At 64.3% G+C, this 15,156-nt stretch carries 12 protein-coding genes and 2 pseudogenes; 11 read left to right on the top strand and 3 right to left on the bottom strand.

Annotated features, from left to right (window positions below; genetic code table 11):
- Positions 1–11: 11 nt before the first annotated feature.
- The 7 genes and pseudogenes from clrB to ACP16H_RS09315 form a co-directional block, all read left to right on the top strand.
- Positions 12–992: a chlorate reductase subunit beta gene (clrB, locus tag ACP16H_RS09345; protein ID WP_425072020.1), complete on the top strand. Its 981-nt coding sequence runs from the start codon at positions 12–14 to the stop codon at positions 990–992.
- Positions 993–1,021: 29 nt separating this feature from the next.
- A complete protein-coding gene (locus ACP16H_RS09340) occupies positions 1,022–1,747 on the top strand; it encodes a molecular chaperone TorD family protein (RefSeq protein ID WP_425072019.1) in 726 nt (241 codons plus the stop codon).
- An 11-nt stretch (positions 1,748–1,758) separates the two neighbouring features.
- Positions 1,759–2,523, top strand: a complete 765-nt coding sequence (locus tag ACP16H_RS09335) for an ethylbenzene dehydrogenase-related protein (RefSeq protein ID WP_425072018.1) — start codon at positions 1,759–1,761, stop codon at positions 2,521–2,523.
- A gap of 3 nt (positions 2,524–2,526) precedes the next feature.
- On the top strand, positions 2,527–3,639 hold the full coding sequence (locus ACP16H_RS09330) for a P-loop NTPase (RefSeq protein WP_425072017.1): 1,113 nt from the start codon (positions 2,527–2,529) through the stop codon (positions 3,637–3,639).
- Positions 3,640–5,481 (top strand): glycosyl hydrolase, encoded by a 1,842-nt coding sequence (locus ACP16H_RS09325; RefSeq protein ID WP_425072016.1) that lies wholly within the window; start codon positions 3,640–3,642, stop codon positions 5,479–5,481.
- Positions 5,478–6,047, top strand: coding sequence for a DUF2478 domain-containing protein (locus ACP16H_RS09320; RefSeq protein WP_425072015.1), 570 nt, complete (start codon positions 5,478–5,480; stop codon positions 6,045–6,047). Before ACP16H_RS09325 ends, ACP16H_RS09320 begins: the two co-directional genes overlap by 4 nt.
- 217 nt (positions 6,048–6,264) lie before the next feature.
- Positions 6,265–6,444 (top strand): annotated as a pseudogene (locus ACP16H_RS09315) (integrase); the annotation flags it as partial.
- 349 nt (positions 6,445–6,793) lie between these two features.
- Here the strand turns inward: ACP16H_RS09315 and ACP16H_RS09310 are convergent.
- The gene (locus ACP16H_RS09310; protein ID WP_425072014.1) at positions 6,794–7,702 is read right to left on the bottom strand and encodes a LysR family transcriptional regulator; all 909 of its coding nucleotides are present in this window, start codon (positions 7,700–7,702) and stop codon (positions 6,794–6,796) included.
- Between the two features lie 166 nt (positions 7,703–7,868).
- Here ACP16H_RS09310 and ACP16H_RS09305 point away from each other — a divergent pair, with 166 nt between their 5' ends.
- The 3 genes from ACP16H_RS09305 to ACP16H_RS09295 all read left to right on the top strand — a co-directional run bounded on the left by ACP16H_RS09305 (position 7,869) and on the right by ACP16H_RS09295 (position 13,860).
- Positions 7,869–9,533 carry a GMC family oxidoreductase gene (locus ACP16H_RS09305; protein ID WP_425072013.1) on the top strand — a complete coding sequence of 555 codons (1,665 nt, stop codon included), beginning with the start codon at positions 7,869–7,871 and terminating at the stop codon, positions 9,531–9,533.
- A 26-nt stretch (positions 9,534–9,559) separates the two neighbouring features.
- The gene (locus ACP16H_RS09300; protein WP_425072012.1) at positions 9,560–12,070 is read left to right on the top strand and encodes a CoA transferase; all 2,511 of its coding nucleotides are present in this window, start codon (positions 9,560–9,562) and stop codon (positions 12,068–12,070) included.
- A 143-nt stretch (positions 12,071–12,213) separates the two neighbouring features.
- A complete protein-coding gene (locus tag ACP16H_RS09295; protein WP_425072011.1) occupies positions 12,214–13,860 on the top strand; it encodes a BCCT family transporter in 1,647 nt (548 codons plus the stop codon).
- A 102-nt stretch (positions 13,861–13,962) separates the two neighbouring features.
- Here ACP16H_RS09295 and ACP16H_RS09290 read toward each other — a convergent pair whose 3' ends face one another.
- Positions 13,963–14,217 carry an integrase core domain-containing protein gene (locus ACP16H_RS09290; protein ID WP_425072010.1) on the bottom strand — a complete coding sequence of 85 codons (255 nt, stop codon included), beginning with the start codon at positions 14,215–14,217 and terminating at the stop codon, positions 13,963–13,965.
- Here ACP16H_RS09290 and ACP16H_RS09285 point away from each other — a divergent pair.
- Positions 14,218–14,723 (top strand): annotated as a pseudogene (locus tag ACP16H_RS09285) (transposase); the annotation flags it as partial.
- 53 nt (positions 14,724–14,776) lie between these two features.
- Here ACP16H_RS09285 and ACP16H_RS09280 read toward each other — a convergent pair.
- The coding region (locus ACP16H_RS09280; protein WP_425070187.1) for a transposase at positions 14,777–15,156 on the bottom strand (380 nt) is incomplete at its 5' end.

Below are 15,156 nucleotides of genomic sequence, written 5' to 3'. Positions count from 1 at the left end.
AGGAAAAAGACATGGCCGTGAAACGTCAGCTGAGCATGGTTCTGGACCTGAACAAATGCATCGGATGCCACACCTGCACATCCGCGTGCAAGTTGCAGTGGACCAACCGCAATGGTCGCGAATACATGTACTGGAACAACGTCGAGACCCGGCCCGGCACCGGGTATCCGAAGAACTTTCATGACATGGGGGGCGGGTTCGACGAAGACGGCGCGCTGCGCATGGGCAAGGAACCCAGCGCCGAGGATTACGGCGTGCCGTGGGAGTACAACTACGAAGAAGCCCTGATGACCGGTACCGACCCCTGGCTGCGTCCCAACGTCAAACCGACCTGGGGCGCCAACTGGGACGAGGACCAGGGCGAAGGGGACTACCCGAACTCCTACTATTTCTACCTGCCAAGACTTTGCAATCACTGCGAAAATCCGGCCTGCCTCGCGGCTTGCTCCCGCAATGCGATCTACAAGCGGCAGGAGGATGGCATCGTCCTGATCGACCAGGAACGCTGCCGCGGCTACCGCTACTGCGTCTCCGCCTGTCCCTACAAGAAGGTCTACTTCAACGAGGAAATCTCGAAGTCGGAGAAGTGCATCTTCTGCTACCCGCGTATCGAAAAAGGCCTGCCCACCGCCTGCGCGAAGCAATGCGTCGGTCGCATCCGCTGGATCGGATACCGCGACGACGAGGCCGGCCCGATCCACACGCTGGTGGACAAGTACAAGGTCGCCCTGCCCCTCTACCCGGAGATGGGGACAAAGCCGAACGTGTTCTACGTTCCGCCCCTCTCGCCGCCAAAGATCGACGGGGACGGCGGTGCCACGACCGAGTCCCGCGTCCCGCTGGACTACCTCGAAAGCCTCTTCGGCGACGGGGTCAGCGCGGCGCTGGAAACCATCACCGCCGAGCGCGCCAAGAAGGCCGCAGGCAGCGAGAGCGAGCTGATGGACACCCTGATCGGCTACCGTCACGCCGAAATGTTCAAGCTCAGCTGATGTCGGTCGCGGTCAGATCACGCCCGCCCATGGGCGACAGCCCGGCACGGGCCCGGGCCAAGGAACGCATCTGGCGCCTCGCGGCGCTGGCCTTCGGGCATCCGTCCCGGGAGTTCTTCGATGCCGTGGCCTCCGGTCGTTTCCACGAGGCGTTCAGCGACGCGTGGGGCGATGCCACCGGATCGCCCTGGCCCCGGATGCCCGCCTCGCCGGACTTCGCCAGCTTCGAGGCGGGCTACATCACCGCCTTCCTGCATGCCCGCGGCGGCAAACCCGTCGCGGCCCTGCTGGCAGGGGATCACGATCACATCCTCGCCGGACTGGCGCGGCCAATGTTCATGCTCAACGTCGCGGCCTTCTACAAGCACTTCGGCCTGAAGGCCGCGACCGGCGACGAAGGCCGCAACGACGAGCCAGACCATCTGGCGTCGATGCTGGAACTGATGGCGGTGCTCTGCCACCTCGAGGCGACGGCGCTGGCGCGGGGCAAGGATGCCTCCGCCTATCGCCGGGCACAGCGCGATTTCCTGTGCCGCTACCTCGGCCCCACGCTGGAGGCCGTCGCCGGTCTGCTTCGGCGGACCCCGGTGGAACTGCTGGACCCGAGCATCGCCCTGCTGGTGCAGGACATCAGCGCCTGGGCCGAGGTCCAGATCAACGAATTGGAGGTCCGCGTCGGCCCGTTCAACGACCCCAACGCGCCCAAAACCAGCAGCGGCCCCGTTCAGACGGCGGCACAGAACCTCTGGGGATAAGGAGACCCACCATGCGAAGAACGCTTGCGACCCTGACCGCATTTGCCCTGCTTTCGGCTCCGACCCTGTCCGTGGCGCAGACCCTAGGCGAGGGGAATGTCAAACTGCTCGAAGCCTCTGATACCGTCCCGGTCTCGAAAATTCCGGACGGCATCTACCTGCGCACCGTCAACGATCCCGAGGACATCATCTGGGACCGCCTGCCGGAATATCGCGTCGCCATGAACCCCGCCCCGGCGGTGCATCAATCGGTGGAACTGCGGGTCAACTACGACGCCGAACCAAGCTACCTATACCTGAACCTCGCCCGGACCTCCGAACGGCTCTACGTCCGCATGCGCTGGACGGACGAGACCAAGGACACGGAAACCGCCTTCGACCGGTTCCGCGATGGCGTGGCGGTGCAGTTCTCGCTGGGAGATGACGAGACCTCCTACATGATGGGCGACGGCCCCGAGAGCGCGGTGAACATCTGGTACTGGCGCTCGGGCAACGACGCGGTGCAGAACCTCGCGGCGGGCGGTCCCGGCAGCACCACCGTGCTCGACGAACAGCCGGTCAGCGGGAAGAGCCTGTATACCGAACGGGACGGCGATCCGAACCAGTGGACCGTCGTCATGTCCCGTCCCATTGCCTCGGACGGCGCGCATAACGCATCCTTCGACCGTGACGCGGTGCCGATGGCCTTCGCCGTCTGGCAGGGCGCGGAGAAGGAGCGCGACGGGTTCAAGCGCGTTTCGGACGGCTGGATCCTTCTCGACATGGCATCGGAGTAAGCGATGGATTTCCTAACCCCCGAAGAGAAGGCCAGCGTTCCCCGGACGGATTGCGGGCTGGGCCATGCCTGCCAGTTCTGCCCGAAGGAAAGCAGCTGCACGCTGGACAAACCCTATCACAACAAGGTTCTGATCGAAAACCGCCTGCGCGAGATCGACCAGATCATCGTCGTGCTCGCCAACAAGGGCGGCGTCGGCAAAAGCACCGTCAGCGCCAACCTGGCCGCCGGTCTGGCCCGCGAGGGCTTTCGCGTCGGCGTGGCCGATGCGGACATCCATGGCCCGAACCAGAGCCGCTTCTTCGGCTTTGCCGGGGCTAAGATCCGCACAACGCCAGCGGGATTGCAGACCCATGGCTTCGTCACCGACGGGATCGACCACCCGGTCGCCGTGGGCTCGCTGGCGTTCATGCTGGAGGACGACACCACGCCCATCGTCTGGCGGGATGCCTACAAGCATGACTTCATTCACCATCTGATCGGCAGCTTCGATTGGGGATCGCTGGATTTCCTGGTGGTCGACATGCCGCCGGGCACCGGCAACGAGCTCATCACCCTGTGCGACATGCTTGAGGGCAGCAATGTCTCGGCGGTGCTGGTGACCTCGCCGCAGGCGGTGGCGCAGATGGACAGCCTGAAGGCCGGGCGCTTCTGCCGCGAACGCGGCCTGCCCGTGATCGGGGCCGTGGTGAACATGGCGGGCGTGCAATGCCCGCATTGCCACGAGGAATTCCACCTGTTCCCGGACGCCGGGATCGGCGAGGCGCTGGCCCGTCTGGACATTCCCCGGATCGCGGAGATTCCGCTCGCGCCCGAGCTTGCTCTGGGCTCCGACCGGGGCGAACCCGTCGTGACCGCCATCGCTGACAGCGTGGTGGCGCGGGCCTTCGATCCGATGATCGACGCGGTCGCCGCCCTTGGCCGCATTGGCTTCCGGGAGGCGGTCGCGGCCGCGATGCCGGATGTCTTTGCCGAGAACCTCGATGACGCGGACCTGCGCGCGGCACTGGCGTCGCTGCCCGGAAACGACGCGCTGGGTGCCGAGCTTTCGGAATTGTTGAACCACGAGGCAGGCAGGCTGAAACAGGCCTCGCAACCGGCAAAGGGACACGGCTAGATGGACGGATCGGTCGAGACTGTATCGCGTCGCGGGTTCTTCCGCGGCCAGTTCGGCACGCGCCCGGAGGCCGCCGCAGGCTGGTACTCGGTCGCGGGCCTGCCCGCCGGGGCGGATGACGTGTTCTGGGATGGCTGGGCCGATGAGGCCGGGCTTTTCGTGGTGGGCGATCACGGCGCGATCAACCATTTCGACGGCGCGGACTGGGTTCGCCTCCCAAGCCCGGCCCCAGTGCCCCTGCATGCGCTTTGGGGTCGGGACCGGAGCGACCTCTGGGCGGTCGGCTGGATGGGGCTGATCCTTCGCCACGATGGCGCGGACTGGGTACATGTGCAGGGCTGCGTGGTGGATGCCGGTGGCAAATACGCCTCCGTCGACGAAAACACGCCGCTGTTCGCCATCTGCGGCGATGCCGAAGGGCGGGCTTGGGCGGTGGGCGATCGCGGCCGCGTGCTGCATTTCGACGGCACCGGATGGACCGTCGAACCCGCCGGGACAAAGGCGCATCTGCGCACGGTGATCACTCTGGACGACGGACGGGTGCTGGCAGCGGGTGGTGACGGCACGGTGCTGCTGCGCGATCCGGACGGGGCATGGACGGTGCTCGACTGCCCGGTGGCCTCCAATTTCACTGCGGCCATGCGCTTGCCCGACGGGCGTGTCCTGCTGGCCGGCGGGCGGTACTTCATCCAGGCCAACGGCTTTCGCGGCGACCTCGTGATGTGGGACGGCAAAGGCTTTGAACGGCTGTTCACCGACACCGAGTTCAGCCGTTTCCGCGCCCTCGGCAAAAGCGGCAAGGGCATCCTCGCGCTTGGCGATGCCGGGCAGATCCACCTGATCCGCGAGGACCGCGTCGACCGGCTGCAAAGCGGCACGGGCCACGACCTGCTGGGACTGGTCGACCTGCCCTCCGGCGAGGTCATGGCGGTCGGCGATTACGGCAGCCTCCTCGTGGGCGACAGCGCCGCGCTGGACTGTTTCGCGCCCGCCATCCTGCCCGGCCAGGACCCGTCGAACTGGTCCGCGATGGACAGCGGCACCGACCGCCAGCTGTGGGGCATGTGGCACGATCCCGAACGGGACACGCTTTATGCCTGCGGCGAGGAAGGCACCGTGCTGATCCATGATCGCGGCCAGTGGGAAGCGTTGCCACCGGCGGGCGAACTCGGGATTCACGACCTCGCCCGCGCCCCGGACGGCGGCCTGCTGGCGGCGGGACAACTGGGCGAGATCCACCATTTCGACGGCACCACCTGGCGCAAGCATTTCGACCTGTTCATGGACGTCACAATCCTGTCGCTGTGGTCCGATGGCCGCGGCCAGATCTTTGCCGCGGGCGACGAGGGGCTTGTCCTGCACTGGGCGGGCGAAAGCTGGGAACGCATGCCGTCGGGCACGAAGAGCGCGCTCTACGGGGTCTGGGGAATGGATGCCGAACACCTGCTGGCCGTTGGCGATTTCGGCCAGGTCATGCGCTGGAATGGCAAGCGCTGGGACGAATTCAACGCGGGCACCGAACACTTCCTGTTCGACGTCTGGGGACGCTCGCTGAGCGACATTTTCGTCGTGGGGCTGTCCGGCACCATCGGCCATTTCGACGGCGCGCAGTGGCACATCACCCCGGCGCGGGCGCGAAACGACCTGTTGGCGCTGGCCGGGACCGCAACCGATGTCGTGGCCGTCGGGGCGGCGGGTGCTGCGGCCCGCCATGACGGCCAGCGCTGGCACATGGACCCGACCGGCACCACCGCCGGACTACGCGCCGTCGCGGTGGACGGCAGAGGCCATTACCATGCGGCGGGAGACGGCGGGACAATCCTTCGCCGTGACGCCGAATGAACGCGGTGGCGTCCCGGGCCCCGCACCTGACAGCGGAGGCTTGTCCTCCCGAGCCTCCGCTGTTGGGCTATATCCAGTCCCGTGATCGCGGGGCCGACGACATGATCCTGAGCAACGTCGCCGACCGCCTGATCGCGCAGGGGATGCGGGTTTACGGTGCCATCCAGATCAACCGCGAACGGCGCGACGGGCAGCGCTGCGACATGGACATCAGAATTCTGCCCGACGGCCCGGAGATCCGTGTATCGCAAAGCCTGGGTCTCGGCGCACGCGGCTGCCGGTTGGACAGCGGCGCGCTGGAAACGGCGGTCGCGCGGGTTGGCGCGTCCCTAGGTGCAAGCGCGGACCTGCTGATCGTCAACAAGTTCGGCAAGCAGGAGGCCGGAGGCGCGGGCTTTCGCACGCTGATCGGGGACGCCATCTCCCGCGGCGTGCCGGTCCTGACCTGCGTGAACGCGTTAAACCAGGAGGCCTTCGACCAGTACTCTGCCGGATTTCAGGTGCGTCTGGACGCCCGCGAAACGGCGCTGGTCGGTTGGTGCATGGGTTTGCGAAGGGCCACCTGACTTTGCGGTCCATGTGTGTCCGGTCGTCACCGCGTGAACTGTTACACGGCTCATCAACTGGATTTTCGGCAAGTTGCGTCCGAAGCTGCCGATAGACGTCCGGGCGATCCGGGTCCGGTTCGAGATCACCGAGGTAACGCGACGGTCATTGGCCCAGTGCGTGGCCTGGCGGATGGCCGAAACAGTGATGATCGCGTTCGAACAATCTTGGCCGGAACCTGCCCATGACCGTCTTCATATCACGACCCGCCAGTACACCCGGCTCGTGCGCGACTGGTTCTCTTCCATCGGACTGTAACGCTCGTCGCATGGCATGCATTCCATGCGACGGTCAAAGGTAGCGCAAATCTATCGGAAGACAGTGTACCTGCGGGATGTCCAGCTTCTTCTCGGTCACGCCTCGGGGTGGACAGCACCGTGGTTATGCCCATCCGGGAGATGCCTTGGTGATCTCTGCGGGTTTCGAAATCCGAACGTGAGGGTCGAAGGCTGCGCCTGCCCTATTCAGACCGTCATGGAATGGGTATCAACGGCCTATGCACGCCCCCACTTGTTAGCTTCAGGCACTTGACCATGGGGCGGGCGCATCGCGCCGCCTCGCCTTCGGCGCGTGGGTCGAGCGCGCGGTCTGAGGCGTGCTTTGATCTGGTTCCCTTGCATAGCGCCGAGAAAATTGCGAGCTTGACCGGAAACGAGCATCTGCCCTGCCTTTTCGCCACGCACGCCCTTTTGCCCCCTCTCTCGGGTCAGCCCCAGATGATCTCGAGCTGGCTGAACAGTGCGGCGACGATCGGATCTGCCTCCCGTGCCTTCGGAGTCAGCATGACGAGACAGGCGGGAACGCTTTGGGTCTCACACAGGCTGAGGCCGAAGGAATGCTGCTGGTTCAGGGCAATGGTTTCGCGACACAGGCACAGCCCGACCCCGGCACGCACCATTTCCAGCATCGACGCCTCGTGGTCCACCAGTGCGACGATGTTTTGCGTGCAGCCGTGCTCCGCGAAAATCCGACCCAGAAGCCGGTTGTGGACCGAGGCCGCGGTCGTGCCGATCCACGGAAGTTTCGCCAGGTCGCTCCAGTCGGCCGTGACGACACGGGAATCCCAGCCGACCGGGGCGATGATGCGGTAGTTGAATGTGGCGAGCTGCCTCACCTGCATCGCCTCCTCGGATGCAAGCGCGTCGACCGCGGCAGGGTCTGTCAGGTAGAACCCGGCGTCGATCTGGCGTCGATGGAGCTTTTCGAGGATTTCGCCGCTGATGCCATGCACCAGCTCCGTTGTGATGCCGGGATGCGCCTTGCCCAGTTGGCTCAGCAGGCGGCCGAGCCGGATGAACTCGGGGTCCACGATCGTCCCGATGCGAAGCGCCCCGGACACGTGCCCGACCCGTCCGATCGCGTGTTGCCGGAAGTCGGCCATGGCGTTCAGGACGGCTTCGGCCCTTGGAAGCAAGGCCTTGCCGTCCGGGGTCAGGTCCAGCCCGTGCGGTGCGCGCTTGAAGTAGGTGACGCCGGTTTCCTCGCTCAGGCGCCTGATCTGATGACTGATCGCAGGTTGCGTCAGGTTCAGCACCTCGGCGGCCCGCGACACGCTGCCCTCCCGCGCGACGGTGACGAAGGCCAGAAGCCCGTTGAGATTGAAGACCCGCTCCATATTAGTATTCTTAATATCAGTCACAGAAATAAGTCATTGGGAAAACGCGTCCTCCCTTCTTAAACACGCTCCACAGAAGCGCAGGGAGGAGCCTTCGACCAGATCGCCCGCAGTTGCGGGGCGATGTCTGGCGGCGTGCATGACCTTGCATATAGGCGAGGATTTCATGGCCACAGCGACATCCGAATTCGATTTCATCGTGATTGGCGGCGGCTCCGCTGGCTGCCTGCTGGCCAATCGGCTGAGCGCCGATCCCCAAAACAGTGTTCTGTTGCTCGAAGCGGGCAAACCCGACAATTACCACTGGATCCATGTGCCTGTCGGGTATCTGTACTGTATCGGCAACCCCAGGACCGACTGGTTGTACAATACCGAGCCGGACAAGGGGCTGAACGGGCGGACCCTGCGCTATCCACGCGGCAAGACGCTGGGCGGCTGTTCCTCGATCAACGGCATGATCTACATGCGAGGGCAGGCGCGCGACTACGACAATTGGGCGAGCCTCACCGGGGAAGCGGGCTGGAACTGGGACAATTCCCTGGCCGATTTCATGGCCCATGAGGATCACCACAAGCTGGACAACGGCAACGATCCCGCCACGGGCGACAACAGCCGGTTTTCCGACATGCACGGGCACGGCGGCGAATGGCGGGTTGAAAAACAGCGGCTGCGGTGGGATGTGCTCGACAGTTTTGCCGATGCGGCAGAGCAGATGGGCGTCCGGAAAACCGACGATTTCAACAGTGGCGACAATGCCGGCGTCGGCTATTTCGACGTCAACCAGCGCTCTGGCTGGCGGTGGAACACATCCAAGGCCTTCCTGCGGCCTGCGAAACAGCGGCGCAACCTGACGGTCTGGACCGAGGCCCAGGTCGAGAAGCTGACCTTTGAAACGGGCGCCGACGGCGCGCCGCGCTGCACAGGCGCGCGGGTCAACCGCAAGGGCCGGACGGAGAACGTGACTGCCCGGCGCGAGACCATCCTGTCCGCAGGGGCGATCAACTCGCCGCAGATCCTGCAGCTTTCGGGGATCGGGCCGTCAGACGTGCTGCGCACGCTCGGCATCGAGGTTCTGCGCGACGCCCCGGTCGGAGAGAACCTGCAGGATCACCTTCAGATCCGTGCGGTCTACAAGGTCGATGGCACCCGGACGCTGAATACCCTTGCCGCCACGCTGTTCGGCAAGGCGACCATTGGCATGGAGTACGTCTTTCGACGGTCCGGGCCGATGAGCATGGCCCCCAGTCAGCTTGGCGCGTTCACCCGTTCCGACGAGACGCGCGCCCATGCCAACCTCGAATATCACGTTCAGCCGCTCAGCCTTGATGCTTTCGGCGAACCTCTGCACGCTTTCCCGGCCATGACCGTGAGCGTCTGCAACCTGAACCCCAGCAGCCGGGGAACCGTGCGCCTGCGGTCTGCCAATTTCCGCGACGCGCCCTTGATCTCGCCGAACTACCTGGACACCGAGGACGACCGCAAGGTCGCGGCAGACAGCCTGCGCCAGGTGCGGCGGATCATGGCGCAGCCTGCGATGGCCAGCTACCGGCCCGAGGAATTCAAGCCCGGCATCCAGTACCAGACCGACGAAGACCTCGCGAAACTGGCGGGCGACATCGCCAACACGATCTTTCACCCCGTCGGCACCGTGAAGATGGGCCGCGATGACGACGAGACGGCCGTGCTGGACCCGCATCTGAGGGTGAAGGGTGTCCACGGGCTGCGGGTGGTCGATGCCAGCATCATGCCGGAAATCACCAGTGGCAACACCAATTCGCCGACCCTGATGATCGCCGAAAAAGCGGCCCGCTGGATCCTGGCCGGCCAATGACACGTGCGTCCAACCTCGGAGGAAACATGCGCACTTCGTTTTCGAACCTGCCGCTCACCGGCGTCAAGGTGGTTGATTTCGGCCAGTATATCGCGGGGCCTGCCGTCGCCATGTTGCTGGGTGATCTTGGCGCGACGGTCATCCACATCGACCCGCCGTGCGGCCCGATGTGGGACAGCCCGGCCAATGCCACGCTCATGCGCAACAAGTTGATCGTGAACCTCGACCTCAAGTCCGAACAGGGGCTGGCCGAGGCCCGGGTCCTGTGTGCGGAGGCCGACATCATCGTCGAGAACTTCCGCCCCGGCAAACTCGCGGCGCTGGGGATCGACTTTGCCGAGATGCGCAAGGAGCGCCCCGAACTGATCACGGTTTCCCTGCCGGGCTTTGCGTCGAACGACGCGGAGCGCCGCGAGCAGCGCGCCTTTGAAAGCGTGGTCGCGGCCAGCTCCGGGGTGTTCACCGACATGGGGCTGAACCGGGTGCTGATGGGACTGAACCCGTCGTTCTCGCCGCTGCCACTGGCGTCGGCCTATGCCTCGCAGATCGCGGCATCCGCCACGGTGCTGGCGCTGCAGTCGCGGCAGTTGACCGGGCTTGGCGACCAAATCGAAGTGCCTTTGGCGGCAGCGGTGATGGAGGGGTTGTGCTATAACTCCATCAAGGTTGGCGACATGCCGACGCGCTACCTGACCCAGCGCGAAATCGAGATCGAGCGGCGCCGCGTCGAGGGCCTGCCGATGAACGTCTCCTATCCCGAATTGCAGGAACTGCTGGACCCGTTTTTCCGCAGCTACATGTGTAAGGACGGGCGCGGTTTCTACGTCGTCTGCCCGAGCCACAAGCACCACGCGCGTCGATGTCTCGAAGTGCTGGGCCTTTATGACGAGATGGTCGCCGAAGGCCTGCAGGAAGAGGATGACACCTACAAGCCGCAGTCAGAATGGGTGTCGGATACATCGCTCGGGGTCTATCCGATGCCGAAGTTCTGGGCCGACAAGATCGCTGCGCGGATGAAAGAGGTCTTCATGACCCGCACTTCGCACGAGTGGAAGCGGATGTTCGGGCGGGTCGGCATTCCGGGCGCGCCGCAGCGCTGGCTGCAGGAATGGATCAACGACGAATACGCGGAAACTTCGGGCCTGATGATCGACGTCCAAGACCCGGAATTCGGCGAGATGACCCAGCCCGGCCCGGTGGTCTGGATGGAAGAAAGCGGCGAGGAGGCGCTCAGCCCCGCGCCGCGCCGCTGGGTGAAATTCGAAGAAGCACTGAAAGCGCTGCAAAAGCTGCGCACCGAGATTCCCGATGCCTCAGAGGGCATCGAGCAGGAAGGTTGGCTCTCGGGCGTGCGCGTGCTGGATATGTGCAACGTCATCGCCGGTCCGCATTCCGCCAGCTACCTCGCGCGGTTCGGGGCCGAAGTCATAAAGATCGACCCGGCGCAACCGCTGTATGACAGCTGGAACACGGTGATCTACGGTCTCAGCCAGGGCCGGGGCAAGAAGTCGATCCTTGCCGACGTCAAGTCGGAGCACGGGCGCAAGGTGTTCGAAGACCTCGTGAAATCCGTCGATGTGATCTTCTGGAACGCGCCGGACAGCCAGATCAGGCGCATGGGTCTGGACGCGGAAAGCCTGCGCCGGCTGAACCCGGAGGCGATCTTCTGCAAGCTCGACTGCTTCGGCGGTGTGCGGCGTGGCACACGCACCGATTACATCGGCTATGACGACCTCGTGCAGGCCACCACCGGGATCATGCTGCGCTTCGGCGGCTCGATGGACCGCCCCGAGGAACACGCACATGTCGGTACGATCGACGTGATGTGCGGCTTCGGAGGAGCATTGGCCGTGGCTGCTGCACTTTACCAGAAACACCGCTTTGGCCGGATCGGCCGCGGCCGGACGTCGCTTTCGGCCAACAGCGGTTTGCTACAGGTGCCGTTTGCCTATGACTTCCGTGGCCGGGGCCTGTTCGACGAGCCGTCCGGCCCGGAGGTCAATGGCTACGACGCCCTGGCACGTTTCTACAGCACGGCGTCGGGCGTCTATATCCTGCTCAGCGCATATGAAAGCGACCTTCCCCGTTTCCGCGATGTCGAGGATCTGTCGGACCTGCCGGACCTGCCCGAAGAAGAACGGGCGGCCTATCTTGCCGGTGCGTTTCAGATGCACCCCGCCACCGAATGGATCACGCGACTGCGCGCAGCGGATATCGGTTGTGCCATCTGCAACAACATCGACGCGCTGCGTTCCGAGAACACGCGGGCACCCGACGGCACGCCCGGAACCGATCGCGGCAGCTATTCCTTCTCGCAGTACAGCGACCATCCCAGCGGCCACGAGGTGATCCAGCTTGACCCCTACGCGGTGCGTCCGACGCGCGGCAAGGTCTTTGCGCTGACGCCCACCGAGAAGTTCGGCGCGTCGACGCGCGCCATACTGACCGACCTCGGCTACTCCGAAGCGGCCATCGAGAAGATGTTGAAATCCGGACAGCTCAGCGAAAGCTGGAGCGCGGAATACCTGCCCAGCTGAGGGCACATCGGGGCGGGCAGATTTGTCCGCCCCGGCCGTGCGGTGCGCCGCATTTTCCAACGGTCCGGAACAGTCCTGTCGCGCAGCCCTGCGCGGCAAACGGAGGAGGCTGCCCGGTCCTCATTTGTCTGAACGGAGGAGAGATGACAAACAAACCCCCTTTGATGGAACTGGATATCCCGACTGCGGAAACCGGGTTCTACTCGGGCTTCGCCAAGAGCGTGGCGATCCCGTCCAAGCTGCTGGTCAGCGCGCTGATCGTCTGGGCCATCGCCCTGCCGGAGAATGCCGAAACCGTGCTCAACGCGCTGAACGGCGCGATCCTTAAGAGCTTTGCGTCCTGGTATATCTACGTCGTAGCAGTGTTCTTCCTGTTGTGCATCGGCTTGGCCCTGGTCCCGATGACCGGCAGGCTGAAACTTGGTCTGTCCGAAGACCGCCCGGAATTCTCGCGGTTCTCGTGGTTCTCGATGATGTTCGGTGCCGGCATCGGGGTAGGGATGCTGACCTTCGCCACAGCCGAGCCGATGTACCACTTCGCCAATAACCCCAATGTCATCCTCGGACAGACCACCGGATCGAGCGCCGACAACGTAACCGCGGCCTATGTCTGGTCCTTCCTGCACTGGGGCTTTTCCGCCTGGGCCTGCTATGCCTTGGTCGGGCTGGCGCTGGCCTACTTCTCCTATCGCCGCAATCTGCCGCTAACGGTACGCTCTGCGCTGACCCCGCTGTTTGGAACCCGGTTGTCGGGGCCGATCGGGCATATCGTGGATATCGTCGCTGTGGTCGCCACCATTCTCGGCGTCGCGCAGACACTGGGATTTGGTGTCGAGCAGTTCATCGCCGGGCTTAATCGCGTGGGCCTCGGTGACTGGATCGTTCAGGCCGACGGCAAGCCCAGTTCGGCGGGCATCGTCCTTGCGCTGGTGGTGATCCTCGGTGCTTCGACCCTCTCGGCCCTGTCGGGAGTCGGCAAGGGGATCAAGTGGCTCTCGAACATCAACATGGGGCTGAGCCTTTTTCTGCTGGCGTTCTTCATCCTTTTCGGATCCACCTTTTTCGGGTTCACCGCGCTGTTCGGCGGGCTGATCGCCTATGTCTTGGAATTGCCGAGCTTGCTGTTCACGGTCTGGCACGCCGATGGCACCGAGACCGGCGATGCCCTCGCATCCTGGCAAGGCGGCTGGTCGGTTTTCTACTGGGCCTGGTGGATCGCCTTCGCACCTTTCGTCGGCGTGTTCCTTGCGCGGATCTCGCGCGGGCGCAGTATTCGCGAATACGTCCTTGGGGCGATTATCGTGCCGTCGCTCATGTGCTTTGTCTGGTTCGCGCTGGTCGGCGGAACGGCCATCGACATGACCCTGAACGGGACGGCAGGCGATGCGATCTCGGGCGCGGGGCAGGAAAGCCAGCTGTTCGTCATGCTGGACCTTATGCTCAGCGGCGGAGTGGCCTGGATCATGGCCGCAACCGTCGTGGTGCTGCTGCTGACCTACCTCGTGACCACGGCGGACTCGGCGATCCTGATCGTCAACACCATCAACGCGGCCGGTGAGGAAAGCCCGAAGGGCCGCGCCCACATCATCTTCTGGGGCGCTGCCCTCAGCCTTGTCGTCGGCGCCCTGCTGCTGGTCGGCGGGTTGGGTGCCATCAAGACCGCCATGGTCATCGGCGCGCTGCCCTTCAGCCTCGTCATGTTCCTGATGTGCGTGGCCTTGGCAAAGGCGATCATCAAGGACGCGATCCGTACGCGTCGCGGCGTGCCCAGTTTGCATTCAGAGGCATGATCCCTGCGTCGCACGGGGGTTGCAGGCCATCTCTCGTGCGACGGACAAACCTGAGGCCGCCATCATTGAACTGATGTATCGACCCAGCGGAATCTGCTCACTTTAAGCCGCCACTCTGAATGCCTCGACAGGCGTGCGCATGGCAAGGGCCTGATGAGGGCGGCGGTTGTTGTAGAAGGCAATCCAGTCACCGATGACGCGCATCGCGTGCTGGATGGATTCAAAACGGTGGCGATGCACACATCGCTCCTTCAGCGTCCGGATGAAGCGTTCGACCATCCCGTTGTGCTGGGGTGGCCTGCTGCCCGTTCCGTGGACACGAAGATAAGATCGTGACCACGAGACTGGAGACAGCAAATGAAGAGACGAACGTTCAGCAATGAGTTCAAGGTCGAGGCGGTGAGGCTGGTGCAGGATCGCGGCGTTGCCGTGGTTCAGGCCAGCCGGGATCTCGATGTCGCCGAGAGTGTCCTGCGGCGTTGGATCAGGGAGGCGAACGCAGCGCCCGCCACGGCCTTCCCAGGCAATGACCTGCAACGCGCCGAATTGGCCGAGATCGCGCCTTTGAAGAAAGAGGTCGCCAAGCTGAGGGCGGGGCGTGACATCCTAAACTGAGGAGGATCAGAAAACAGTCCGGGGACTGTTTTCCCGACGAAGGCGGCAGCATTCTTCGCGCGGGAATCGACATGAAGTTCGCCTTCATTGCGCGGCATCGGCACATCTGGCCCGCGAGCTGGATCTGCAGGGTGCTGGGCGTGTCGCGGTCAGGCTTTCACGCCTGGCTCGGTCGGCCCCTGAGCGAGCGTGCGGCGCATGACGCCAAGCTCGTGCAGGCGATCGACCGAAGCTTCAAGGCCAGTGAGACTCTGTTGCACAAAACCGTCTCTGAGCGGAGTTCCCCTTTCCCCGGACGGATTTATCCCACGACTTCTGTGACAGGGATGCCAAGGGCGGTGTAGCCGTTCAGAACGGCGATACGGACCTGAAGCTCAGCGACCTGTCGGTCGAAGTCCCGCGCCATGAGGCGCTGCCCCAGCAGTTTAACGCAGTGCATCTTGGTCTCGACGCGGCTTCGGCGGTGGTATCCGCTCCAGTTTCGCCAGATAGCGCGGCCGAGGTATTTCGAAGTTCGCAGGGCCTCGTTTCTGGCCACCGCACCCGCGGTGACGGCCTTCCACGACTTAGCGTTTTTGCGGGGTGGGATGACGGCATGGGCACCGCGGTCAGCGATGGCGTCGTGGCATTTGCGGGTATCATACGCACCGTCTGCGGTGACGCTGCCGATCGCCTCGTTCG

Origin of the sequence: Sagittula sp. S175, from assembly GCF_049800975.1 — a bacterium.
Classification (GTDB): Bacteria; Pseudomonadota; Alphaproteobacteria; order Rhodobacterales; family Rhodobacteraceae; genus Sagittula.
The sequence above is the reverse complement of the archived record's forward strand: the minus strand, read 5'-3'. Positions and strand labels throughout refer to the sequence as shown.

Excerpts from the sequence above, each read along its gene's own strand:
- ACP16H_RS09335 (WP_425072018.1), top strand. The coding sequence starts at position 1,759 with ATGCGAAGAACGCTTGCGACCCTGACCGCATTTGCCCTGCTTTCGGCT.
- clrB (WP_425072020.1), top strand. The coding sequence starts at position 12 with ATGGCCGTGAAACGTCAGCTGAGCATGGTTCTGGACCTGAACAAATGC.
- ACP16H_RS09325 (WP_425072016.1), top strand. The coding sequence starts at position 3,640 with ATGGACGGATCGGTCGAGACTGTATCGCGTCGCGGGTTCTTCCGCGGC.
- ACP16H_RS09305 (WP_425072013.1), top strand. The coding sequence starts at position 7,869 with ATGGCCACAGCGACATCCGAATTCGATTTCATCGTGATTGGCGGCGGC.
- ACP16H_RS09330 (WP_425072017.1), top strand. The coding sequence starts at position 2,527 with ATGGATTTCCTAACCCCCGAAGAGAAGGCCAGCGTTCCCCGGACGGAT.
- ACP16H_RS09320 (WP_425072015.1), top strand. The coding sequence starts at position 5,478 with ATGAACGCGGTGGCGTCCCGGGCCCCGCACCTGACAGCGGAGGCTTGT.
- ACP16H_RS09300 (WP_425072012.1), top strand. The coding sequence starts at position 9,560 with ATGCGCACTTCGTTTTCGAACCTGCCGCTCACCGGCGTCAAGGTGGTT.
- ACP16H_RS09295 (WP_425072011.1), top strand. The coding sequence starts at position 12,214 with ATGACAAACAAACCCCCTTTGATGGAACTGGATATCCCGACTGCGGAA.
- ACP16H_RS09310 (WP_425072014.1), bottom strand. The coding sequence starts at position 7,702 with ATGGAGCGGGTCTTCAATCTCAACGGGCTTCTGGCCTTCGTCACCGTC.
- ACP16H_RS09340 (WP_425072019.1), top strand. The coding sequence starts at position 1,022 with ATGGGCGACAGCCCGGCACGGGCCCGGGCCAAGGAACGCATCTGGCGC.